Source organism: Roseobacter sp. (assembly GCF_045106495.1).
In the GTDB taxonomy this organism is placed as follows: domain Bacteria; phylum Pseudomonadota; class Alphaproteobacteria; order Rhodobacterales; family Rhodobacteraceae; genus Roseobacter.
Genome location: NZ_JBGCEQ010000064.1, coordinates 1 through 23,930 on the forward strand (window position 1 = coordinate 1; position 23,930 = coordinate 23,930).

A 23,930-nucleotide genomic window follows, 5' to 3' on the forward strand; every position below is an offset into this window, starting at 1 on the left:
CCTCTCGGCACCGCTTGTAATCACGCCTTCACCGTTCATGCAATGCTAGAGCGGCGTGGGCGACAGGCCGCAAGGTGTGGCAGGGGACTGTAACTCCCTCGCGGAGACGCACGCCTGGTTCGATTCCAGGGTCGCCCACCACTTCCATTTTCCACTTAATCAGATCAATTACTTACAGAGCAAATTGTCAAACTTATGCATGAGGTTTGACAGATTACATTCCCTCTTTGGTCTTATCTAATGCGGCCATTGCTCCTTCCGCCAGTTGTTTGCGGCTTGCAGCGACCGTGTAACGGGTGACTTCGGACAAAGTTTTGTGCCCGCTGATAGCCATGATTTGGTGCGGCGTGCAGCCCGCTTCCGCCAACATTCGGCATGTTGCTTTGCGAAGACCGTGCGGTGAAAGTCCAGACATACCGGCTTCCTGCACCATGCGCTTGAACCAGTTGGTGAAACTCTCGGGCTTCAGTGGCCCGCCACGGTCAGACACCAGAAACGTCAAGTTGTCGTTCGGCAGAGAATCTAGGACGCGTTTCAATTCTGGATGCAACGGCACTGAAACCTGTTGCCCCGTCTTCTGTTGTGTAATCGTCAACACATTGTTTCGGATATGCTGCCGCCCCATCCGCACCACATCGGACCTGCGCTGCCCCGTGTAGAGCAAAAGCATCATGGAAAGATGCGCTCGAGTCCCCGGCTTGTGATGCGCAAGAAAGCGTTCAATGTGGTTGTCTTCCCATGTAGTGAAGCCGCCGGTCTTCTCTTTCAGCTTGCGCACCCCAAGAGTCGGATCATCGCGCCGCCACCCCATTTCGACCGCGTGTCGCATTAGGATGTGGATCATCCTCAGGAGGCGATTTGCGGCGGCGGGGGTCGAGGCCCTATCGTTAACCAGCTTTTGGATGTGCTGGCGCTGAAGCATGGCCACGCGCTTATCGGCGTGCTCAACCCGGAAACGCTCTAAGATATTGCGATAAGTACGTTTTGTCACATTTGACAGACTAGTGAAGTCGGATGATCGGTAGTAGCTGGCCAACAGCGCCCCAATGGTTCCGGGCTTGCTCTTGACCTTGCCGATGTCGACTTTCTCGCCTTGGGCTGCTAGTTCGTATGCTGCCATGAACTCGGGACCCCAAGGCAAGCCGGGCAGCGCAGCACGCGGATAGCCCGGGCGGCGATAGTACCAGCGCACCTTGCCGTGCCTGTCTTCAAAGCCCTGACAGTATTTGGGCGGTCTTCGGAGTTGTTTCATACGGTATTCCACTCATTTTCGTCGGAACCCCCAGCATCATACGAGTCGTCATCGCCCGGCAAGGTATCAATCGCGGCGTCCAAAGCACGCACGTCCCAAAGCACGCGACCATAATCGTCTTACCCTCACCCAAATTCACGGGCACGGCGTCTTTGTTGATCGGCCCAATCAGTTCTTCAATGGTGGCCTGCCACTCTGCGTCCAGAGCCTCTTTAGCTATTTTCTTCAACTCTTCGGCGTCCAGCACTCGTCTATTAAGGAACCGTCAATCCAACCGCCGTGAATCCCCGGTGTCGCACGCATTGGCTGCTCCATTTTTGGACACTTTGCTATTCGGCAAATTTAATTCCGATAAAAATACTCAGGAAGGTTGCAAAATTTCTCAAAATAGTATCTTACTGTTTTAGTAACCATTTAATTGAATGCACGTCCATGCTGCAAGAGTCGAAGAGAATGCTATCTCGTCTATCTTACCGACCGGTTCGTATCGGCGTGAATTTATCGTGGCGCGTGGCGTTAGAAACCCACTCAACTTGTCTTCCTAGCCACCCTTTTGGATCAGCCCGGAACCGTCCAAACTGGAGACGCAGATGACGCAATATCGGAAGTCGGAATTTCTCAAGGATTTGATCTGTTTTCGGCATGAATTGGTTCAACTCGCTTTGAGCGGAACAATGTCACCTGAATTCACACTTGAACACCTGTTTGATCGTTTGGAACGGAGCAAATGATGGCCTTGACGCGATCGCCGCCGAAGCTCATCGAAACGGCGCCAGAAGTTGAGCCGCTGCCAGCCTATAATGCCCGCGAAATCGTGGGTGCGGGTACACAAGCAAAAATCGTACTGGACGAACAGACTTATTTTTTACGCATTACGCGCGCTGGAAAATTGATCCTTACGAAATGATCCCAAGCACAAGCACAGAAGAAGACGCAACCTTGAGCAAAAGATCAGTTGAGGTCTAATGACGGCTCTAGTTTACAGCAAACAAACGCCCATAGCGTTTTGGCATTCGCGTCAGCAACACGCTTCGGGAAGTCGCGGACATTGCAAGCGGACAAGGACGGAGTTGCCGGACGCAGCTTACAAACGCGGAAAAACATCAAAATCTGCAAGACTGACATCCGTACTTACGAATGCGAGTCATAAACCACAAGGAAAACCAACATGCGACCTATATTAACCGCCCTCTTTGGCGCAGCAGCAGTCATGGCTAGCCCAGCATTTGCCGACAAAACTGCTATTTTGGACAATTACGCGGACATTGCACTCGCCAAATATACCGACAGCTTGTCGACTGCCCAAAGCTTGCAAACGGCGGTTGAAGCGCTGATTGATGCCCCCTCAGCAGAGGCGCTTCAATCGGCTAAATTGGCATGGTTGCAAGCGCGGGTACCTTACCAGCAGACCGAAGTATATCGATTTGGCAATGCCATTGTGGATGACTGGGAAGGTAAGGTAAACGCCTGGCCGCTGGATGAAGGGTTGATTGACTATGTCGATGCCTCCTACGGCGGAGCCACAGATGAAAATGAATACGCGGTACTTAACGTTATCGCCAATCCAAGTTTCACTCTTTCGGGAGAAACGGTGGATGCCGCAGCGATCACGCCGGCATTGCTTGAAGGCCAGTTGCATGAGGCTGACGAAGTGGAAAGCAATGTCGCAACGGGTTATCACGCCATTGAATTCCTCCTCTGGGGGCAGGACTTGAACGGACATGGGGCAGGGGCGGGAGCACGACCCTGGACGGACTATGCTGCGGGTGACAATTGCACAGGTGGCAATTGTGACCGGCGCGGTGACTACTTGAAAGCAGCAACCGATTTGCTGGTTTCTGATCTGGGTTGGATGGTTGCGCAATGGCAAGAGAGCGGTGATGCGCGCGCAGAGCTCCTTGCAAACGAAGACGCAGGAATTGCAACGATACTTACGGGTATGGGTTCCCTCAGTTACGGCGAGCAGGCAGGCGAGCGCATGAAACTGGGCGTGCTGCTGAATGATCCCGAAGAAGAACATGATTGCTTTTCCGACAACACGCACAACAGCCACTTTTACGACGCGCTAGGTATTCGAAACGTCTATCTTGGAAGCTATACATCGATTGATGGCACGGTTATCTCTGGGCCTTCACTGTCCGGCCATGTCGCGTCCGCTGATAGTAGTGTTGACGGGGAGTTGCGTGCCAAACTCGATGCCACAATGATTGAGATGTCGGAGATGAAATCGGCAGCCGAGGCGGGATTTGCATATGATATGATGTTGGAGCGCGGCAATGAAAAAGGCGAAGCTTTGATCATGGGGGCTGTCGATGCTCTTGTGGATCAGACCCGTTCGATTGAACGGGCCGTCGCAGTGTTGGGCGTGGATCAGCTTGCGTTTGAAGGCTCCGACAGCCTCGACGATCCATCTGCCGTTTTCCAATAAGCACAATGCGCGCGCAGGCTAGCGAGTTCCCCAAGGGCTGGCCTGCGTGCGCAGAGGTATCGCCTCTTTCCGTCCTAGCCATGATTGCAAGGTCTAACTGATGTCGAAAATGCCAAGCCCTTGTATCGATGTGTGCAAGTTCAAGCGCCAGGGGCATTGCATCGGTTGCTCGATGACCAAGTCGCAAAAGTCGCTGTTCAAGTCCCTGAAAAAAAACAGCCATCGTCAGGCTTTTGTAACGATGCTTGCGTCTCAGCAAGACCGCTTGGGCCGGTTTGAACACTGGCAAGCAGCTTATCGTAAGAAGCTTTCCAAGTGAAATAATGAGATCAAGGATTTGTTGAAATAGGGCGGTCGGGAAATGCTCTTTTGAGGCTTTAGTCAACAGCGCATAGAGTTAGTCAACAGCGCATAGAGAATGCGCTCTCAACTTACGTTGTCTCGTTCGACTACGCCTGATGCAGGGGTCACGGCATCGGTCATCTGCATAATCACTACTTTTCAGAAATGCTGGGATCGAGATTGTTCGGACGGTTTTTCGCGAGTGCCGGCGAATTCTTTTCGGACATGGTCCATCTGAAGCTGGATGTAAAAGTAGAAATCTACTCATCAGATCAGCACAATGGAGGCACAATGATACACCATTGGCTCACCCGTTTTTTGAGACTGGAATCGTTAAAAAATTAGCGCTGTTTCTAAAGTTTTGTGTCTATGCGACATCCAGAATCCCCGTTTGTTCAACCCGCTTTCTGTACACGAAGAAGCGAACGGTCGGCATCTTTCCGCCCCGGTACCCGCTACTTGTTCTCGATTTGGCCAATTAATTTTGCGGCTTTGCGTTGTGTTTCTAAAAGGATGTCTTTGAGCTCCAAACAGTTCTGATCTTCAGCGAAACGCGCCAAGTCTTCCAGAACATTTAGAATCCAGGGAAGACTACGCGAATTGTCTTTGGCAACGGGATCGGTTTCCAAGTCGTTGACCTTCACTGTCTGCTGTGCGGAGTTAGATTCTGGCGCTTTGGGTGAAGCAGCCTCTGCGTCTGCAAAACCGCCGAAATTCTCGTCAGCTATACGGTACAACTGCTCTGCCCTTTCGATGTCTTTTGGGTCTTTCGATTTTGGATTGTCGGCTTTTTCATCACTAGTCATTCTAGGTTCCCCTCTTACACTTTCTTTGCAAGAATGCTTAATCGAAGTCGACGAGACAGCACGTGCGCAGCTAAGACAGTGAGCACAATGACGAAAGCGATCAGAAAAAACCTTTAGTTTCAGTAAGAACTGTTGGGCAATTAGAGATATACGTGAAACAAAGATCAAAAATATCACGCGCCGACGCCAACAGTTTAGTCGAGAAAATCGTTGAGTCGGGAGTGCTTGGAAATAGCGATCGGCGTTCTGCGCTGTTGCAGTATCTTGTAGACAAAGAGCTTTCTGGTGAGGGCAATCAGATCAAGGCTTACACAATAGCCATCGACGTATTGGGGCGGGATGCATCTTTTGATCCAAGCACAGATAGCATCGTCCGTTCAGAAATTGGCCGACTACGTGACGCCCTGCGCCTTTACAATTTGCAGCATGCTGAAATGGCAGACATGCGAGTTGAAATACCCAAAGGGACTTACAGGCCCGCATTTGCGACCCCTGAAACCACCCCAGAACGGTCAAAGGCTGTTCCCGCCAGAGCCACGCTGCTGATTTCAATCACATTGGTTTTTGTCGTAACCGCTTTCCTCTTGCGTCAACCTATGTTCCAAGAAAACGAAAGCATCAAAGACTTTGCCGAGTTACAAAGCGCAGGCCTGCCCTACGAGGTTGTGCAAATCGCAGTGAAAACTCCCCAAGTTCACGGCGGCGGTTCAGACGCGACTAGGATCGCAGTGGGTCTGGCAGCTGAGCTCATGATGGCATTGTCTGCCTACCCGTGGTTGTCGATCATCGTACCGTTTGATGGCATTGAAGATGTCGAACCCGATGACATCGACTACGTACTGGACGGGGAGGTTTTCTGGGACGAAAAAACACTGGAGGCTCAAATGAGACTGGTGTCCTATCCGGCGACAGAGTTTGTATGGAGCGACAGTGAAAGCATCGAGCTTGATGTTGAAGCCCTGCGCGGAATAGTCGTTCAGATTGCAAGTTCAGTTGCCTATAATTTAGCGTCGAATCATGGCATTGCGCCTGAATTGGCCAAACGCAAAAACGCGAACAATTCTCCTGAAAACCTGGACGCCTATCTGTGTTATCTTGGTGTGCATCGCTATCTCGAAACGCCGACTGACAAGGGTCATTTGGAGCTCCGCAAGTGTCTTTTGCGGGCTGTGGATGCATTTCCAGAATTTGGTGATGCATGGGCTGGACTTGCCATTACCTACATTGATGAGGCGCGTTTCGGGACGAATGCCCGAACTGGCGCCGACCCGTGGAAAGATGCAAAAAATGCTGTGACGCAGGCACTTAAGTATGCGCCGTTGCGAATGCCCAGTTTAAATGCGGCCCTGATCAACAGTGCCGAAGCCCCCGTTCCTGACGAAGAGGAGTTTCGGCGCATCTCTGTTTTGCTGCTCAGCCTTTTTCCTAAGCATCCAGCAACCCTTTACAATGTTGGGTCCCGTGCTGCGGAGTTTTTGGGTCGTTGGGATGAAGGCTTAGCATTGGTTGATGAGGCAATAGAATTGTCGCCGGAACCTCCCAGCGCGTTTTTCCTTTCGCGCGCGTATAGAGCTGCCATGATTGGCACTGATGCGGAAGCTCTGAAAGCAGTAGAACCGCTGGTTAGCAAAACAGCAGTGTCTCAGCTGCTCCTAAACTATCTTGCAGCGACACGAGGCAACTTAACGAGGAAAGCGCAGGATTATAGAAGTCTGCTGATGACTGTGGGGCTGGAGGAGCATGAAGACCTGGTAAGGCACGTTAAAGGCCGTCGTTACGAACAAGAGTTGGAAACCGATCTGTTGGAGCAACTTGAGGGGGCGAGACTGAGTTCGTTGGGCGAATAGAGATCGCAGATGCAAGGTTCTATTTCGGCTTAGGTAGCCAGGCGCGGTTGAGGTCGTGGCAATCGAAATAAGTACGATTTTTCTACCAGCCAAGATGCGGAAAAGAACGGGCAATGTCCTCGAAATGCGACGGCGTTTTCGCAGAATAGCCTCTTGCGGCACTAGGTTAAGGCTACGGCGAGATACTAACGAGTGCACAATAGAAACACCGGTGCATGTTGTCGAAGTCACTATATGTCGCAAAATACTTGGCCCGACTGGATTGATGTCAGATCACAGGGTCCAGCATTGGCAGCTAGAAAAACCATTGATGCTTATATCGGTTTCAGAAAAACGACGCAGTATGGATTGCGTCTGTGGTAGGTTGCACTGATGCGTACTTCGAGGTGTATCAAGGCCTGCTGCTGGCCCCCAATTTCAAGGCTAACCCTGAAAGTTCATGGTGCGCTAATTATTAATCATTTTCAGTCTGTTAAATGTCAATTTTACAGTAGTTTGAGACTTGAGTTCTTTCTGTAGCAGGGTTGCCAAATAGGCGTCGCGCAAAGGAGTTTGAATAAACCAGTTGAACATTCGGCTGGGCGACTTGGTGGCGTTGACTTCAAATAAATTACTCACAGCATCGAACTTCATTGCAAAAAGCGTGGAGGTCAGCTCAGAATTCAAGCCGCTTTTCCAATGTGGTGGGCGGTCATTGCCAGAGTCTATCAAATTTGTACTCCTCCATTTGCCATTACCAACACAACTTTCAGTGCCAATCCGCCAAAACTAGGTCAACGTTCCAAAGCGTCGTTTGCGCCAGAATTCGAAAAGACACCGTTCGAAAAAATAAAAAAGAAGATCGCAGTTGATGAGGAAAAAAACAGCTCTGGGATACTGTAAAGTCGCCGGGTACGCAATCGAACATACTTCTTTCGGAGCAGACCGGGGGCCTGTTAAGGCCCTGAAACGTCAGCGTGTGAAGTGCCGTCGCCTAAGGTTTGCAACAGGCCAAAAGCCCTGGATGCTGTGCATTTCACCAACAATCCAAATACGCAGAAAAAGACCTTGAATTCTTCTAGTCTAAGCTGCCTCATGAATGGGTGGAAGAACACTTGCTAAATCGAGGATCCGAATGATTTTTTCATCAACGAATGTCAATGCCTGAACATATGAAACGCCGCCATCTTGGGTAATGTCTGGCGGAGATTTCATCTCACGCTCCGATGGCGCGATTATGTCAGACACGGCATCGACTACCAGACCGATCATGGTTTCCTGAAACTTTGCGACGATAATCACATTTCGGTCGTTGTCCCCGTCGGCGGACAGCCCCAGACGCGCTGCAAGGTCCAGTAAGGGAACCACATCGCCTCTTAGGTTTATGACGCCAAGAATGAAGTCTGGTGCAGATGGTAGCGAGGATGGGGCTGTCCATCCTCGGATTTCGCGGGTGCAGCCGATATCGATTGCGTAGTCTTCACCGCCTACACGAAACGAAAGCAGTTCAATTGTATCAGACTGGTCGGAAACTTCGTTTTCGGTCATTTTAAGCCTTTCGAAAATTTAGGTGGGAAAGATGGGTCACCGGCGGCCACTGGTCCACCAAGATCAAAATTGTTCCCAACCGCCGCCGGCGACGACCTTCACGTCTGTTGATGTTTCAGGTGCTTGGACGGCTTGTCTTTTCATCGCGACGACCTGGCCGGGCTCGCCGGTACGGAACCGTGCCGTCGACTGCTGCAGGCTTTCGGCTTCGTTTGCCAGGACACTGCTTGCGGCGGTGACCTCTTCGAAAGATGCCGCCTGTTTCTGCGTATTCTGGTCGATCTGGCCAACAGCAGAAGTGATTTCACTGATACCGGACACCTGTTCGGTGATTGCAGAGGATACTTCATCGACCCCGTCCGAGATCTTGATGACACTTTCCGCAATGGTTTCCAGTGAGGACCGCGCGTTGGTGACTTTCGTAACACCTTCGGACACCGCCTCGTCGCTCTTTGTGATCACGGTATCAATCTCCTTTGCGGCTTCGCTCGCCCGTTGAGCCAGTTGCCGCACTTCAGAGGCCACGACGGAAAAGCCACGCCCCGCATCACCGGCCCGCGCCGCTTCGACCCCGGCGTTCAGCGCCAGTAGATTGATCTGGAAGGCGATGTCATTGATAACACCCACAACGCGGGCGATCTCTTTCGAGGCATCGGCAATGCGTTCCATGGAATTGGCAGCATCGGCGGCGACCTGTTCGCTGGATTGAGCTGTGTCGCGGGCTGAACGGGCGTTTTTACTGGCTTCCTCAACATTGCCACTGACCTGCTTGATGCTCGCCGTCAGCTCTTCAAGTGCCGCGGACGTTTCCTCTAGCGATGCCGCGTTCTGTTCGGCCTGTTTCGACAGATTGTTTGCCGTGTCACGCATTTCCGAAGATGAAGACGCCAGCGTCATACCACTCCCGGAGATATCGCCAATCAATGACTTCAAAGACCCTGTCATGTCGTTGACATTGCCCTGTAGGCGTCCAAAGGCGCCACGAAAATCGCCTTCCATACGCTTGGAAAGATCGCCGTCGGCGATGCGTTCCAGAACTTGTCCGGTTTCCGAAAGACCCTGATCGACGACGCTCAGTAGTCGGTTGATGTTCTCGGCAAGCTCGTTCAGGACTTGATCGGCAAATCTTGCCTCGACACGCTTGGAGAACTCGCCATCAATCGCGGCATCGACGACACTGCCGAATGAAGCGCCCAAGTTGCGCATCATTTCGTCACGCTCTGCCGCTGCCGCCTCGGCATCAGATTTGATCTTTTCTTCGGCCACATCAACCCTTCGCTGCGCATCTCTTTCACGTTCAGCACCCAGTTCTACCTCACGTTTGCTGGCAGCTTCGGTTTCTTCGGTCAGTGCGGCGACCTTGATGGCGTTCTGCTTGAACACTTCCGTAGCCCGGGCCATTTCCCCAACCTCATCGCCGCGTCCCTGTCCGGTGATCTCTATGCTATTGTCGCCTTCCGCCAGTCTACCCATCAGTTTGGTTAGGCCTTGAATTGCATTGCCGATGTTCGAGCCCACGATCCATGCAACGAGCAGACCAATGAAAAGTGAAGCAACCAGGGCGATTGAGATGGTGGTGACAGTCATCGAACGTGTCTGCACATTCGCGGCCCGGCGCGACATCATCAACTCTTCCTCGATGGCGGAGAAATCGGCCATCAGCTGGCGAAAGCCATCAAAGTACTGTTTGCCGCGGGCCTCACCTACCAGATCGGCCATGTTATCCATGGTTGCCGCATCGCCGATCTGACGGCGCAGGTCGAGCATGGGTGTGACCACATCTGTCAGCCACTCATTGATGGTGGTTTCTGCTTCGGCCAGACGAGCGACCTGCGGGGGGTTGTCACTGACCGTATTCTGCAGCTCGCTGATCGACTCTTGGAATGTAATCTGACCCGCATTGTAGGGCTCAAGAAAGTTCTCAGAGCCGGCGACAAGAAACCCGCGCATGCCGGTTTCCATGTCAACGGCGGCAGCCAGAATATCCTTAGCTTTGATGATGACCGCGTTGGTATGCGTCACCCAATTCAGAGCATCACGAATTACGGATTCACTGGCCGTTCCGCGCGACAGCAGCGTTTCGAACTCTGCCTGCCGCTCCACCAGCAGTGTCTCTTCATTCTCGATGAAGGTCGCGATCAAACTGCGGAACTTGTCAAAGTAAACCTTGCCCGCGCCTTTTTTCACTTCGGCGGCCATGTCGTTCATGGTCGGCGCGTCGCCAATGGCGCGGCGCAATTCGATCTGCGGCTCCGCCACTTTGGTCTGCCACTCGCGCAGAACGTCCTCGGCTTCCTGCATCCGTGCGACCTGCGGGGGGTTGTCGCTCACTGTTTCGCGCATTTCCGCCAGTGCCGCGAAGGCCGCGGCATTACCGCCTTCATAAGGTTCAAGGAACTGTTCCTGCCCGGCGAGCAGATAGCCCCGCATCCCGGTTTCCATATCCACCGCCGCGGCCACAATCCCGTTGGCCGATGCCAGCACCCGCTGGGCGTGATCGACCCAGCCCTGGGTCTGTTTCATCCGCTCCAGATTGACCAAAGCGACAGCCCCGATGCAGAGCGTCAAGAGCAGAGGAACAGCAACACTGAGCAGAACCTTAGGCTTGGTATTGATGTTAGACAGGCTCACCCTGGCTGCTTTTCTGACGGTTTCTGCTTTTTGTACCAACGTGTTGACTCCCAGTCTTATCTAATCAACGCCAACGACTAGGTGCAAAAAGTTAATGAGTCATCAAGAACTTAATGCGCTGGGAGGGGTGACGTGCGGGAAACGCAAGTCCGTATGGAGAGCTTCTCTATATGAAAGACCCGATATCCTTCGTTGGGTCCGCTCGGCATCAGCAAACTTGTGAAAGTTTTACTAAAGAACGGTACATGGACATGCAAAAAAACCGCTAGCCGTTAGTTGTTGCCACTCGGCAAACAGCAGATCGGGCGCTGCTCGGGTCTGCCAATGCTCGTTGAGCAAGACGGCCGTGTCGCGGAACTCCGCTGCCGCCTTCCCGCGCATCCAAAAACTTCCCTGTAGTCGGTGTCTTGATTGTTGCCAGAAGTCTTGCAGTTGAACGGGCTGACGGTAGACACGGGTCTCGAAACAGGCGGAGTTGAAACTAGTGACCATCATGCAACTTTTGAGACAGAAGATTTCCGGATCCGGGTTGAGCTTGTGAAGTCTTCTATGGAAAATTTGATGCAGAATTGGTGCATTGGTTCAGGCCGTAGGCGTCAGTCGCGCCGGCCATGAAATCCAGCAGAGGGAAGAATACCTGCGCATTGTCGGCGTTTCCGACCGTTTCCTAAACGAACGCCTTGTCCCGCGACTGACCAATTCTTGCAAGTCAGCGAAGGGCGGTGTTTCCCAATTCGGCCACTCGTGATCCGCGCGGCTAAAGTTTAAAAGAGGTCCAAACAAAAACAGTTTGCACTACAAACCGCTCTCTTCGCCAACGGCTTGTTGGTCGGATCCAAAGTATCGACCACGGCGGGTGATCTTGAAGGAGACGATACTCCAGCGAAAACTTATAGAATTGCGTTGATTATGCCGCTATCTTCGCCCAGCTTCCCAGAAGCTACTCGTTTCGATAGGCTTCTGGGCAAAGGAGATCGGCGATGTATCAACCAACAGACGTGGTGACTAGAATTGATGATGTGTATCGGGACATGCGTCGTCCCTTTGTAAGTCAAACGTCAAAGTTCATCGACAGAATTGACCAACACATACGTATTTGGATTGAGCAGAGTACCTTCCTAACAATGGCGACAGTGGATGGGAACGGGAACATGGATGTCTCGCCCAAGGGTGACCCAGCTGGTTTTGTGAAAATTCTGGACGACAAGACACTTGCCATCCCGGACCGCCCCGGAAATCACCGATACGATGGCTTCCAGAACATCATGGAAACGGGCCGCATTGGATTGGTTTTTCTCGTGCCACACCGTAACGAAGTAGTGCGCGTGAACGGGCGCGCGCAGGTAGTCCGAGACTTGCCCGTGCGTGAAGCCTGCGCGATCAACGGTCGGATACCTGATTTTGCCGTTCTGACCCATGTCGAAGAAGCGTTTTTCCACTGTGGCAAGTCCATCATCCGCTCAAGGCTTTGGCAATCTGAAGAACACCCCAAACTCGCAAGCCTGCCCACCTATGCTGAGGCTTTGATCGCGCATGGAAAACTTGATGTAGACTACGACGAAATGACAGCCCATCTACGCAACAACGAAGAAAACAGATTGTATGATGAGTGAGGACTATCGGCTCAAACCATGAATAATTGGGCTGGCCCTGAACTGAGGTTGAGCTGCCGATAGGATCATAGGCGATCTGTGAACATGGAAATTTGCGCGCGGTGTGTTGTGCTGGCTTGGATATATCGCCGCGGTCCTGCGCGGTTTGTGTTGTCGATGGCAAGGGCCCGTTATGGCATTGGGCTGCATCTTGTGGATGAACCATCTGGCGCAACTCACCCCCACAATCCTGTCTTGGATATGTCCAAACTTACCGAAGGCACGTTCTCAAATCAGGATTTTACCAATGTTCCAACGATTGACAGCGACACCTGCTGTGACAACTGCGTGCTGCAAACCAATCCAGGAAAGTCCTCCAAACCGAGCACGGCGAGTGGCGGGACAGATGGGTTTATCAAGTTTCGCGCATCCAAACCCGACTGGGACGTCTGTCGTCTGAAACCAAAATGCTGTCCCAAAAAGCTCAGGGAACCGCTATGCGTGCTGTGATGAGGTGGCGCAAATTCTTGCTCGCGACTTACGCAAAACGTATGCCCACGGAATGTCCTTATCGGACAAAGTCTTCTCGCGCCCATCGATCCACGGGGGTACGAAACGCCACTGATTGCACCTAACGGAACAATGTACCCCCCTGATTTTTCAGTAATCTGGAACGGTGAGAAGTGGTACTGGGAGCATTGGGGCATGATGTCATCGGAAAAATATGCGAAGCACAGCGACGAGATAAAGGCTTGGTATGAACAGCACTTCGATGGAAAGTTACTTGAGACTTTTGAAAGTTCTACTTTGAGCGCCGAGGCGGCCCAATTAGTAAATGACCACTTCGGCTAGGTGATCGACAGTTTTCTGGGCTGGGCGGAGAGCACCTGCTTTCCGCCAGTCGAATTGATCGTTCAGGGTCGACGCTGAGTCTTCGGACGAACGTACGCCGTTCGCAGCGGGCGGCACCAAATTTGTGTTTGCGGTGAACGTAGGGGATCGTACCCTTATCCCCGAGATGCCTCCTCCATAAATCGCTCCACCCTTTCAGTTCCTGCCTGATAATCGCCCATGCATGTACTTCAGATCGTCTTTGCGCCTGTGTTACCAACTTTTGCGGCGAACAAGGCCGTGACCTGAACACAGAGGAAAACGAACTTTTCGAAGCGATTATGCTCAATCACTCGTCAAAAGTTTCTACAGGTTTGACTTTCACATTCAACTTGACCCAAACGGTCCAGTGCGTCGCACGCACATCCCGGATCTAACTGACCGTTTTGAGAAATTGGAGAAGCGTGTGAGCAGTTTTGAGGACTACAACCGCGACAATTTTTATGGAGACCTAGGTTGCTTGCATGCCAAGCAAGGAGTTGCGCCCAATGTAACTATACCTGAGTTGCTTGCCTAGATTTTGCTTTGAATGTGACTCTGGCATTGGCAATCTTATTTATCCCTAGCCAATGAAAAACAGGGCGCATCATCAGGCTGAGGAACACACCGGATAGGATCTGGATAACGATGCTTACAAGTCTAACCGCGTCAGTGTCTGCGGCGAACGCGGTAAACACTCCCCCAACCGCTGTATGAAGCAGATATATCATCAACGAGCTGGCAGCAATGGTGGCCACGATTTTTGAAACCATTCGCGGAAGCGTAACATAGGGAAACATGGTGCAAACAAGCAAGGCGGCCACCCACCAGAACTCGGAGTGTTCGGTGTATAGAAGGTTGGCCAGTCCAAATTGGAACAAAGCAAACCCGAAACTGATCACTTGCCGCTCGCGCGTTTTTGCGGTGGCGACAAGCGCGCCGATGACAAGGAAAGGAAAAACCGCAAAGGGCGAGACGTCCAAAAGAATGGCGACCTCTTTGAAATCTTCATGGTAAAGTGACGCCGCGAAAACTACGATTACGCCTACTATTTCTAATGCAATAATAAATACCGCCAGGCTTCGCCAAGGATCGGCTTTCAACCGACGCCGAATTTCTGGAATGCAGAGCAATATCCCGATGAACAAGAACATCTGTATGTAGACGTGCAAAAACCACAACCAAAAAAACTTTACGTAAGGGTGGTTTTGCTTAAGCAGGACAATATCGATGAATGCATCCAGATTGCGGTAAAAAAACAGTACTGACGCATTCTCCTTGAAATCAAACTCGAACCTTAAATCGGCGGTAAAGCTGAGATATATCAGAGTGATTGGCACCAAAGGCACCAAGAGCCGACCCAAAAGGGCCCAAACCCGTCCCGCGTGGTCGTCTTTTATTATGGCCGGTAACTGCAGCCGACTGAACGAGTATCCTGCAAGGGCCAATAGAACAATCGACATCCCGCTTGTTAGTTGAAAACCAGTGTGAAAAGTGACGATCTCAACGATCGCCATACAGCGGATCAGCACAAAAGTTTCGATCCTGCTGCCAGCAAAGAATGTCGATGGCGCTAGTTTGTCCTTCGATTTGGGGGTGTAATATCCCGCGAGCTCAGAAACCGGCAACCATTGCCATTCATCGGGCAGTTCTATTCCCAGAGCTTCAAGGTCGAGCCGGGCTTCGATCGTTGACAGGCTATCGGCACCTAGATCAAAGAACGATTGCTCGCGCGTAGTGCGGTTGCGCCCTGAATGCTTCATGAAAATAGCGGCGATCGCATTCTCAGTCGTGCCTAAAGGTTCTGCGGTTTTTTCGGTGTTGTTGCTAGGGTCTGTTGCCTCATAAAAATTAGCAACGAGCGCTTCTGTGTCTATCTTTCCATTTGTTGTAAATGGGAATTCGCTCAAGGTTACGATTTGCGTCGGCATCATGTAAGCGGGCAGATTGCGGAAAAGCGTCGCCCTGATCGACCTGTCTGTAACGTCCGCCTGATCGGTCAGCGCAAAGAGTACTAGTTTTTCATCAAATAGGAGAGCACAAGCGCGCAAGACCCCGACCGCGGCTTCGGTGATTGTTTCGATCTCGCCAAGCTCTACGCGGAATCCGTTTAGATTAACTTGATGATCGCGTCGACCAACCAAGTAGACAACACCATCTTGCATCTGGTATCCGAGGTCGCCTGTAAAATGCTCGCAAGCAGTGCCACTTCTTCGTGGGCCGAGCTGATTGACGCCTACAACAGGATCCGCCAATTCAGCCACAATCTCGCCAATCTCCCCGATTGACACCGGAGAACCATCTTGGTCCACCAATCGTACACCGTTGTAGGGAAGGGGTTTACCCAGTGGAACGTCGCGAAGCTGTTTGTCTGCGTCAACAACTTCATGAATTAAGAAAGCCTGCGGTGTTTCTGTGGCCCCGAAGACATTGAATTGACGGGCGTTTGGCGTCCGATCACGCCATTCTTCAACGGTCTTTTTCGGCAACCGTTCACCACCCCAAAACAAGGCTTTTACATCACCAAAAGAGGCGTCAGAGGTGATACCCATCGTCAAAAGACGCGCGGAGCTCGGACTTAAGTGCACGACATTGCAGCCAGCCTTTGCGATCAGAGAGCGCAACTCGTTGGGTTTGGACATCTCGCAAGGCGTGGGAATTGCGATCATGCCGCCGTGGGACAAAGGTAAAAAGACATCTCGGAGCATCGGGTCGTGGGCCAGACCTGCCATCATGAGAGTGGCAATGCGATCTGGCGAGGCTAGGGTTCGGTGTTGCCATGAGACAAATCTCTGGAGCGTTTTGTCGGGATGCGTGATGAGCTTAGGCTCACCCGTGGTACCTGACGTAAAGAGGCAATAGGCAGCATCCCGCGGTGATCCTTTGACGATACCCGGCAATGGCTCAGTCTGTGACATTGGTATGATGCGGGTCGCCAGTGTTGCAATCTCGTTCGGCAAGGTCGCACCCGCTTCAACAACGAAGCGGGTCCCGATCTGCGCCATCATCTTTTGGATACGCGGCACAGGATAGGTCGCGTCGATTAATGCAAAAGAAGCGCCGCTGGCGGCTACTCCTAACATGGCGGCCACGGTATTTGGGTGTCTTTGGGCAAAGATGATCACACGGTCATCCTGTTTCACGCCGGCCTGTTGCAGCCCACCCAAAATACAACGCGCACGCGCGGCAAGCTCTTGGTAGGAGATGGTCTCTTCTGATGTGTGAATTGCCAGCGTGTTGGGTGTCCGTTCTGCCCAGTCAAAAAAGCTCTCGTGAATCCTATGCTTGGGGTCGGGTGTAAGGGTCTTTTGCGCGACAACGGCTTGGTGGGAGGATCGAGCTTTTGAAAGAAGTTGCCGACATGTCAGATACGGCGCCTCTATGGCCGCGTCTAACAATCTTGATTGGAATTCCAGAAACAGCTGAGCGCGGGCCTGTGATACTTGTGCAGCGTTGTAGAAAGCCCGAGCATTCAACACGCCGTGATCGGTCGAATACACTAGGTTCAGATCATATTCCGTGCGTCTGTCGAGAAATTCTCTGGGACCTACATCCAGTGCTCCAGCAACAATCCGACCAGCAGGTGGATACATATTTATCGACACATTTGGTGTTTTTTGCGCAGCAAGGGTTTTGTCCAGAACCGGACTGTTTTCCAAGGCAACGGTCTCGCGCGTTTGTGCTGACAAGGCACATGCAAAACCCGCAAAATCCTGGTCCAGATTAACACTGAGATCCAATGGCAGAGTGTTTGAAAACGGTCCTACCACAGAACTAGGAGCCCCCAGAGCTTTGCGGCCCTCGGTTTGGAAAAAGCTGGAGATATTGGCTTCACCGGAATAACCATGCAGTCCAAGCGCGTAGGCTGCGGTCAGCACTCCGAATTGAGTTGCACCAATGGATTTACCCAACACCCGCAAAGATTTTTGCTGTTGCTCGAAGCTACGCTCAACTACGCGACCTTCGGCCGGAGACTGGTCATCTTCCACGCCATTGCCCGCCAGGCGCATTGGTTTCGGAAGTGCGCGAACCAGATCGTCTGAAGCGCGCGCGGACGTTCTATCAAGTGCCTGCTCTTGTGAAAATTTATAATACGACTGTGCTGGGGGCAGCGTGTCGCCAGCATAAAGCTTGAGCAGCTCTTTGTTCATCACGCCACGGGAGAATCCATCTGTAATGGCATGGTGTGCGGCGATCGTGAAGCGCCAACAGGTACCAAAATCTACCGCAAGAAAACGGATCAGCGCGCCCGCACGCAACGGATCAACGTTTGCAAATACCAGGGGAAGCGCCCATCGACGAAATGCTGGTAAGCTTTGATCTGAAAATGCTGTAACGTGATATTCAAACGTCGGGACTTGCGATACCAAGGCATAGATGCCCCCGTCTGACACCTCAAACCGCGTCCTCAGCGCATCATGACGCCGAACCACTTCATCCGCAGCCGACCTGAACGCGGCTTCGTCAAAGGCCCCCTGGACTAGATGGCCGAGCGGGATCATGTATGTCCCGACCCCGGAAATCTCGGCTTTGACGTAACGCGCTTGATTGTTGCTGGCCGCAATACGCCGTTCGCCGTTAACGGCACCAGGATGAAACATGTCTCCTGATCTTGAAATTTGTTGCATAAAAAGTCGCTTTGTGAAGGTCGAATGTCATCAATTGGGGCAGTTGCAAAAGTCTGTTTTGCTCAAAGAACGACCTTTTTTTAAAGTCACTCAAATTGGTGTTGTAAAAGTTTAGCGTTCAAATACTTCATATTAGTGAATCGCAGCAAAATTGACGTTCATACAAACGCCAGAAACGAACGTCTTTGTTTGGATCATAGCATTTGTCGCGATTTTCAGGTTCCAGTTACCTTTTTTATGATCATGTCCAAAATACTATTTGTACTATGGTTCGTACCGACACTCCTCTTTGAGCCCTGTTTCCTTCAACGACAAGGTACAATCGAGAAATGAATTTATCAAAGCACTGCCGGACAAAGCTTGTCGTTGAGCAAGTTTTTGTATTTTTTCAATAAGCGGTTTTGTGCCTTCAACTTCTTTCATGAAAACGCGCTAAGACCGCGTTTTAGCGCGGAAACCGACGACAAGCCTATTGTCTATGATACAGACACTTGGGACCTAGTATTTTCCGGCTTGAAGAATATCGGTAGATTAAAGAGTTGTCGGCAGCATGCCAATGCTATGTTCTCAAGACAGAAAATACGTCAGCTCGGAATGCCACAATTGCCCCCGAAATAGTGACCGGTGATGCGGACGTTGATCAAGCCTCTCTCAAAAGACACCGGGAATGGTATGTCAGCGACCCACTTGTGCAGTGTTTACCGGGATCAATCAATCTAAACGAAAAACGGTGCTCGATGTGTATTTTCCTACCAGAACAGATGAAAAGCCTGCAACACAGAAGCCAGCGGGTGACAACAGTGTATCAAAACCCGAGGTTTTTATGAGCATCAAAACCCGATCGAACGAGATTTGCCATTTAAATCTAAGACATTGAATTGTTGCAAAGTCATTTCCGCAAAAACCTTTTTCTGGCAGGGCACAAGGTCCGTCGAAATCGCGTAGATTTAAGCGAGGAAACCCCTTTTCAAGTGTGCACGTCCTGTGGGGGTACTCGGGAGTGACACGGCTACCTCTATAGTGTTGTTTTGATATCGTAAAACCGGAGCATGAGCTCGCCAATGCATGCGACTGTTTGATCTGAAATGATGGCGAGCGCGCATGTGAGCCGGGCTTGTGGACATACGTTATTGAGCTTGGTCGTTTCGATCAGGTGTAGGCAATGATCATTGCGTTCCTGCCGCCTTGTGAGCCTGGGAAAATCCTGTTCTTGCCACCGATCACGACCGTTTTGATCGTGCGTTCAGCGGCGTTGATATCAAGACTCAGAAAGCCATGGTCCAGATATCCGCGCGCTGTTGGCACACAGCCAAGCACAAAACGGATAGCCTGCGCGAATGGCGATTTGCCTAAGGTCTTGGCCGCTGAACATTCAACCAAGTCTATAGTTCATCCGGTACAGTGGTCCCGACATGCGCTTTCTCGGTCTTCTTGCGCCCGGCTGTTGCATCTTGACTGGTGCATCGTCAGCAAAGATGGCCTCACCTCATCGAACGGATCGTTCAACCGTATCCGTTATCGGTTCAAGCCAAGCTGTGGATCGACCGACCCAAACTGAAATGGTTGAGCGATCCAACCTCTTATTGCTGCAAGCAGCGACTGCCGATCAATGGCTCGACGCCGTCGCGAGCATAAATCTAACTTTGCCGATAAAATGGAAGGCCATATGTGTATTTGCTGACTACAAGGCGTCAATAAATCCGGTTTCGGTCTGCCACGTTCAGTCGGGCACCCCTCTCAGTGGATTTGACAGGAAAATCGCCTGACCGGCAGCGGATGCCAGTAGCAATTGCACAATCGATTCATAACATGAACAGGAATTGCCGGTCGGACGGTGCGGTCCACGATGAACCAACTGGAACATATTCTAGTTTTTCAGTCACATCTTTGCCGAGCGTCTTTGGCACGCCATCATTGACTTTTGTCCGACACAACGCCTGCTGTTTGCAGAAAGCGGGACGTGCTATGTCTGGACAGAATCCCAACAGCGGATCTTTTAGCCGAGAGCGACAAGCGTCAGACCAGACCCCACTTTGACTTTTCTGCTACGGGAGCCAACGTCCGCTTTTTTTTGCATCGAATTCGGATTGACTAGTTGATGTGGTCGCTTTCGAAGGTTGACAGGCTCGTGCAGTTCCGGCGGAATTGCCAAGATTGTTTATACCGCCAATGGACCATTGAAGAGAACGGGTATCCGGCTCTCAAGAAACAAGCTGTCCCGCCAACGACAACAAAAGATAGGATCCAAATTATGCTTCGTTCCCTGTCCGCAGTCACCAGCTTGATTGCGATCTGCTTCGCACCCATTGCAAATGCATCGGACACTCCGAACCCAGCCGCCACTTTTTGTGTCGACCAAGGCGGTCAGTATTCTATTGTAGAGGACGCGGACGGTCAGCGCGGTATCTGCACCCTCGACGGCGGGCGCGAGATCGACGCATGGGCCTATTTTCGTGAGCAACACGCATCAACCTCACAAAGCAGTACGGAAACGGCCTTGGCGGATCGTATTTGGATGGGTGGCCCGATCCTGACAATGAACGACGACGCGATGCGGGCAGAAGCTCTGGCCGAAAAAGATGGCGTTATTGTTGGTGTCGGCGACGCTAAAGAAGTATTTGCGCTCAGTGGTCCGGAGACGGAAATCATCGATCTGGCCGGTCGCACCATGATCCCCGGTTTCGTGGATGCCCATGGACATGTGGTAATGATTGGCATTCAGGCACTGTCAGCTAACATGCTGCCCGCCCCCGATGGCACGGTCAACGATATCCCCACATTGCAACAAGTCCTGCGCGACTTTGCCGACGCTCAGCCAGAGCGCGTCGCCAGCGCAGGTCTGATCCTCGGCTTCGGATATGATAATGCGCAGCTTGCCGAACAACGTCACCCGACCCGTGGCGAGCTTGATGCCGTCTCTACAGAGTTTCCAGTCTACATAGTCCACCAGTCGGGCCATCTTGGGGTAGCAAATTCCAAGGCGCTGGAACTTGTGGGTATTACTGCAGACACACCAGACCCATCCGGCGGCGTGATCCGGCGACGCGCAGGCAGCACCGAACCAAACGGCGTGCTGGAAGAGAACGCCGCCAATTTCGTGATCGCTAACCTGCTCGGAGGGCTTGATGAGGCCGCCAACCGCGCGATTTTCCGGGCTGGTGTCGAACTGATCACCTCTTACGGATATACGACCGCGCAGGAGGGGCGCTCCATCCCGGTTGTGGCAAACCTGATGAAGGCTGTTGCGACCGAAGAAGGGCTGGACATCGATGTGGTGACATATCCGGATGTGCTTGTGGACCGCGACTATGTTCTTGAGAACCATGCGCGCGATTATACCGACCGGTTTCGCGTTGGCGGTGCAAAGTTGACCATTGACGGCTCGCCGCAGGGGTTTACCGCACTGCGCGACCGCCCGTATTTTAAACCACCCGAAGGCTTCCGTGCGGATTACGCCGGGTATTCCTCGGCTTCCAGCGATCAGGTCTTTGACGCCGTAGACTGGGCGTTCGAAAACGATGTGCAAATCCTCGTTCATGCCAATGGCGAAGGTGCATCGGACATTCTGATAGGCGCAATCGATACTGCGACAGAGAGTTATGGGTCTGCGGACCGCCGACCTGTCCTGATTCACGGACAGTTCCTGCGTGAAGATCAAGTGGACGCCTACAACCGGCTTGACGTATTTCCGTCACTCTTTCCTATGCATACGTTCTATTGGGGTGACTGGCACCGTGACCGTACGGTCGGCCCAGTCGCTGCAGACAATATTTCGCCCACAGGGTGGGTCCGAGAACGCGGCATGATGTTCTCCAGCCACCACGATGCGCCCGTAGCTTTCCCTGACTCCATGCGCATTCTTGATGCGACCGTTACCCGTCGCTCGCGCTCGAATGACATTATCGGCCCAGCACAACGGGTTGACGTTCTGACGGCACTAAAGTCCATGACAATCTGGCCTGCGTACCAGCATTTCGAAGAGGATCGCAAAGGATCTCTGGATCCGGGAAAGCTGGCCGATCTTGTCATCTTGTCGGATGATCCCACTGCCATCGACCCCGAAACGCTCGACACCATAACTGTTTTGGAGACAATCAAGGAAGGCCAGACGATTTATGAAGCCAGTCAGCGTGAGGGGCTTTTGCACTATCGTCCACGCAATGACGGCAGTGACCCCTACGCGGATTTTCTACGCAGGTTCACTGTCGCAAACGAAACTCAAGGGGCCATCAGGTCTTTCAGTGAGACGCGTCCGTCGTTGTTCGCCAATGTGCCTCACTCGGGTGCCTGTGTCGCGCGCACGTTGAGCGACATTATAACTGCATCGCTTGTCAAGGCCGACGCCAGCACAGAATAGTTTACAACAAACGTCTTGAAGGGAAGCCAACAGTCTTTTGATCTGTGCGAACGGCAGAAAAGTTCGGATATTGTCGAAGACGTCGATGTTTTTCCGGTCTGACACGGGCTTGGATTTTGGCGAGTGCTTTTTTGTAACGTTCAATGTCGAATGTCTCGATGGCACTCAACGGCTTGGCAGCAAGGAAAGGGACCAAGTGCTGTCTTAGTTGGCGATCTTTGATGTCGATATTTTTACCATCACTATCGCGGAGCCTTTGGACATAGCGGTTTGCGGCTTCTTCAAAGCCAAGTGGCGTCTTTCGTCCCTCGGGCAATTCTAATCGCAGACGCCTGGCATCGGTTCTGGCTTGGCCAACGAAGTCTTCCACCTGCTGCCGTGCCACGCCTTCGGACTCTCGACCGATTACTCGATGAATACGTCGACGGTCGACCATGATGTTGACGGAGTAGACGCCGTCACCATTGGCGTCGCGACGGAATGTGCCCGCCGCCTGCTGGCAATCGAACGCCAGCTTGCCCAGATCATCGAGGCCGCCCGCCGATGCTGATCAAGTTCTTCCGCAATGGCAAAGGCGCCGGGGCGGGTCCGGTCGGCTACCTCGTCGCGGACAAGGTGCTGGCCTACGACGACAACCGCGACCTGATCCGCGATGTAGACGGCCAGCCCATGACTGTCACGCGGGAGACTTTGCCGGAGGTCCTGCGCGGCAATCCCGACCGCACCGAAGCCCTGATCGACGCCAGCCGCCACCAGTGGACCTACCGCGCAGGCGTGATCAGCTTTGCCGCCGAGGACGCCCCGACCGAGGAACAGCAAGCCGAGGTCATGGACCACTTCGAGCGTCTGGCCTTCGCGGGGCTGGACCCGACGCAATATGACATGCTCTGGGTCCGACATACCCACGAAGACCGTGTCGAGCTTCACTTCTGTACGCCGCGTTTGAAACTGACCTCGGGCCATAGCCTCAACATCGCGCCGCCGGGGTATGAGAAGGCCTTCGACAGCTTGCGAGACGTCATGAACCAACGCCACGGCTGGGCCGATCCTATGGAGCTGGAACGCACGCAAGAGGTCCGCGACATTATCGAGACCCCAACGCGTGCTCAAGGTCGCGACGAGCTGCATGGGTGGATTCAGGATCAGATCAGCGTCGGGCTGATCACCGACCGCGCCAGCATGCTCGACGCCCTCGTCGATGCGGGTTTTGACATCCCGCGTGCGGGCAAAGCCTACCTTACAGCCCAAGACCCCGACACCGGCGAGCACTGGCGTTTGAAAGGAGAAATTTTCCATGAAGACTGGCAAGCCGACCCGGCTGAGCGAGAAGCTGAACGCGGAGCTGGACACGATCCGGCAAGACTACGCCGCCTCGATGGCATCCCAGCTGGAGAACTTCAGGACCGATTTGAACAGCATTGCGACCAACGCGCAGCGTACAATCGAGATCGATACCCGCACTTTTCTGCGACAGAACAAGAGCTGGCTGACGATCTCGCCCTGGCTGATCACGGGGACGTTCTTGGCGGGGATCGCCTCGATGATGGCCGCGAGCTTGCTCTGGACGCTGATGCTAGCCAGCTCGGAACTGACGGACTTGGGCTTGAAGCGGATCGACAGGGAGGACGGGACATGGCTGGTGCTGGACCC

At 52.6% G+C, this 23,930-nt stretch carries 17 protein-coding genes and 1 tRNA gene; 10 read left to right on the forward strand and 8 right to left on the reverse strand.

Annotated elements, in window-relative coordinates; all coding sequences use genetic code 11:
* Positions 1–57: 57 nt before the first annotated feature.
* A tRNA-Tyr gene (locus AB8B75_RS22300) sits at positions 58–141 on the forward strand.
* Positions 142–214: 73 nt separating this feature from the next.
* On the opposite strand, the gene AB8B75_RS22305 is transcribed toward AB8B75_RS22300, so the two are convergent.
* Positions 215–1,252, reverse strand: a complete 1,038-nt coding sequence (locus AB8B75_RS22305) for a tyrosine-type recombinase/integrase (RefSeq protein WP_405365452.1) — start codon at positions 1,250–1,252, stop codon at positions 215–217.
* 590 nt (positions 1,253–1,842) lie between these two features.
* Between AB8B75_RS22305 and AB8B75_RS22310 the strand changes: the two genes are divergently transcribed.
* The 4 genes from AB8B75_RS22310 to AB8B75_RS22325 all read left to right on the forward strand — a co-directional run bounded on the left by AB8B75_RS22310 (position 1,843) and on the right by AB8B75_RS22325 (position 3,999).
* On the forward strand, positions 1,843–1,983 hold the full coding sequence (locus AB8B75_RS22310; protein ID WP_405365454.1) for a hypothetical protein: 141 nt from the start codon (positions 1,843–1,845) through the stop codon (positions 1,981–1,983).
* The gene (gene hemP / locus AB8B75_RS22315; protein WP_405365456.1) at positions 1,983–2,159 is read left to right on the forward strand and encodes a hemin uptake protein HemP; all 177 of its coding nucleotides are present in this window, start codon (positions 1,983–1,985) and stop codon (positions 2,157–2,159) included. The genes AB8B75_RS22310 and hemP overlap by 1 nt, the downstream gene beginning before the upstream one ends.
* A 261-nt stretch (positions 2,160–2,420) precedes the next feature.
* Entirely contained in the window at positions 2,421–3,680 is a 1,260-nt protein-coding gene (locus tag AB8B75_RS22320; protein ID WP_405365457.1) for an imelysin family protein, read from the forward strand.
* Positions 3,681–3,780: 100 nt separating this feature from the next.
* Positions 3,781–3,999, forward strand: a complete 219-nt coding sequence (locus AB8B75_RS22325; RefSeq protein ID WP_405365459.1) for a DUF1289 domain-containing protein — start codon at positions 3,781–3,783, stop codon at positions 3,997–3,999.
* A 478-nt stretch (positions 4,000–4,477) separates the two neighbouring features.
* Here the strand turns inward: AB8B75_RS22325 and AB8B75_RS22330 are convergent, their stop codons facing one another.
* Positions 4,478–5,005: a hypothetical protein gene (locus AB8B75_RS22330; RefSeq protein ID WP_405365461.1), complete on the reverse strand. Its 528-nt coding sequence runs from the start codon at positions 5,003–5,005 to the stop codon at positions 4,478–4,480.
* A gap of 44 nt (positions 5,006–5,049) precedes the next feature.
* On the opposite strand from AB8B75_RS22330, the gene AB8B75_RS22335 reads away from it, so the two are divergent.
* Positions 5,050–6,675, forward strand: a complete 1,626-nt coding sequence (locus AB8B75_RS22335; RefSeq protein WP_405365463.1) for a hypothetical protein — start codon at positions 5,050–5,052, stop codon at positions 6,673–6,675.
* Positions 6,676–7,122: 447 nt separating this feature from the next.
* On the opposite strand, the gene AB8B75_RS22340 is transcribed toward AB8B75_RS22335, so the two are convergent.
* From AB8B75_RS22340 to AB8B75_RS22350, 3 genes are all read right to left on the reverse strand, one after another.
* Positions 7,123–7,386 carry a hypothetical protein gene (locus AB8B75_RS22340; RefSeq protein WP_405365465.1) on the reverse strand — a complete coding sequence of 88 codons (264 nt, stop codon included), beginning with the start codon at positions 7,384–7,386 and terminating at the stop codon, positions 7,123–7,125.
* Between the two features lie 351 nt (positions 7,387–7,737).
* A complete protein-coding gene (locus tag AB8B75_RS22345; protein ID WP_405365466.1) occupies positions 7,738–8,202 on the reverse strand; it encodes a chemotaxis protein CheW in 465 nt (154 codons plus the stop codon).
* Between the two features lie 63 nt (positions 8,203–8,265).
* Positions 8,266–10,833, reverse strand: coding sequence for a CHASE3 domain-containing protein (locus tag AB8B75_RS22350; RefSeq protein ID WP_405365468.1), 2,568 nt, complete (start codon positions 10,831–10,833; stop codon positions 8,266–8,268).
* Positions 10,834–11,813: 980 nt separating this feature from the next.
* On the opposite strand from AB8B75_RS22350, the gene AB8B75_RS22355 reads away from it, so the two are divergent.
* The gene (locus AB8B75_RS22355) at positions 11,814–12,446 is read left to right on the forward strand and encodes an MSMEG_1061 family FMN-dependent PPOX-type flavoprotein (protein WP_405365470.1); all 633 of its coding nucleotides are present in this window, start codon (positions 11,814–11,816) and stop codon (positions 12,444–12,446) included.
* Positions 12,447–13,810: 1,364 nt separating this feature from the next.
* Here the strand turns inward: AB8B75_RS22355 and AB8B75_RS22360 are convergent.
* Both AB8B75_RS22360 and AB8B75_RS22365 read right to left on the reverse strand, forming a co-directional pair.
* Positions 13,811–17,923, reverse strand: coding sequence for an AMP-binding protein (locus tag AB8B75_RS22360; protein WP_405365472.1), 4,113 nt, complete (start codon positions 17,921–17,923; stop codon positions 13,811–13,813).
* Positions 17,924–19,072: 1,149 nt separating this feature from the next.
* Positions 19,073–19,303: a transposase gene (locus tag AB8B75_RS22365; protein WP_405365474.1), complete on the reverse strand. Its 231-nt coding sequence runs from the start codon at positions 19,301–19,303 to the stop codon at positions 19,073–19,075.
* A gap of 871 nt (positions 19,304–20,174) precedes the next feature.
* On the opposite strand from AB8B75_RS22365, the gene AB8B75_RS22370 reads away from it, so the two are divergent.
* A complete protein-coding gene (locus AB8B75_RS22370; RefSeq protein WP_405365476.1) occupies positions 20,175–22,280 on the forward strand; it encodes an amidohydrolase family protein in 2,106 nt (701 codons plus the stop codon).
* A gap of 1 nt (position 22,281) precedes the next feature.
* On the opposite strand, the gene AB8B75_RS22375 is transcribed toward AB8B75_RS22370, so the two are convergent.
* A complete protein-coding gene (locus AB8B75_RS22375) occupies positions 22,282–22,650 on the reverse strand; it encodes a hypothetical protein (protein ID WP_405365478.1) in 369 nt (122 codons plus the stop codon).
* Between AB8B75_RS22375 and AB8B75_RS22380 the strand changes: the two genes are divergently transcribed.
* Positions 22,630–22,830: a hypothetical protein gene (locus AB8B75_RS22380; RefSeq protein WP_405365480.1), complete on the forward strand. Its 201-nt coding sequence runs from the start codon at positions 22,630–22,632 to the stop codon at positions 22,828–22,830. The genes AB8B75_RS22375 and AB8B75_RS22380 overlap by 21 nt on opposite strands.
* Positions 22,824–23,930: relaxase/mobilization nuclease domain-containing protein (locus AB8B75_RS22385; RefSeq protein ID WP_405365482.1), on the forward strand; the 1,107-nt coding region annotated here is incomplete at its 3' end. The genes AB8B75_RS22380 and AB8B75_RS22385, both read left to right, overlap by 7 nt.

What these genes read in the sequence shown, in the direction of transcription:
- AB8B75_RS22325 (WP_405365459.1), top strand. Translation starts at nt 3,781, where the DNA reads ATGTCGAAAATGCCAAGCCCTTGTATCGATGTGTGCAAGTTCAAGCGC.
- AB8B75_RS22305 (WP_405365452.1), bottom strand. Translation starts at nt 1,252, where the DNA reads ATGAAACAACTCCGAAGACCGCCCAAATACTGTCAGGGCTTTGAAGAC.
- AB8B75_RS22310 (WP_405365454.1), top strand. Translation starts at nt 1,843, where the DNA reads ATGACGCAATATCGGAAGTCGGAATTTCTCAAGGATTTGATCTGTTTT.
- AB8B75_RS22355 (WP_405365470.1), top strand. Translation starts at nt 11,814, where the DNA reads ATGTATCAACCAACAGACGTGGTGACTAGAATTGATGATGTGTATCGG.
- AB8B75_RS22345 (WP_405365466.1), bottom strand. Translation starts at nt 8,202, where the DNA reads ATGACCGAAAACGAAGTTTCCGACCAGTCTGATACAATTGAACTGCTT.
- hemP (WP_405365456.1), top strand. Translation starts at nt 1,983, where the DNA reads ATGGCCTTGACGCGATCGCCGCCGAAGCTCATCGAAACGGCGCCAGAA.
- AB8B75_RS22320 (WP_405365457.1), top strand. Translation starts at nt 2,421, where the DNA reads ATGCGACCTATATTAACCGCCCTCTTTGGCGCAGCAGCAGTCATGGCT.
- AB8B75_RS22360 (WP_405365472.1), bottom strand. Translation starts at nt 17,923, where the DNA reads ATGCAACAAATTTCAAGATCAGGAGACATGTTTCATCCTGGTGCCGTT.
- AB8B75_RS22370 (WP_405365476.1), top strand. Translation starts at nt 20,175, where the DNA reads ATGCTTCGTTCCCTGTCCGCAGTCACCAGCTTGATTGCGATCTGCTTC.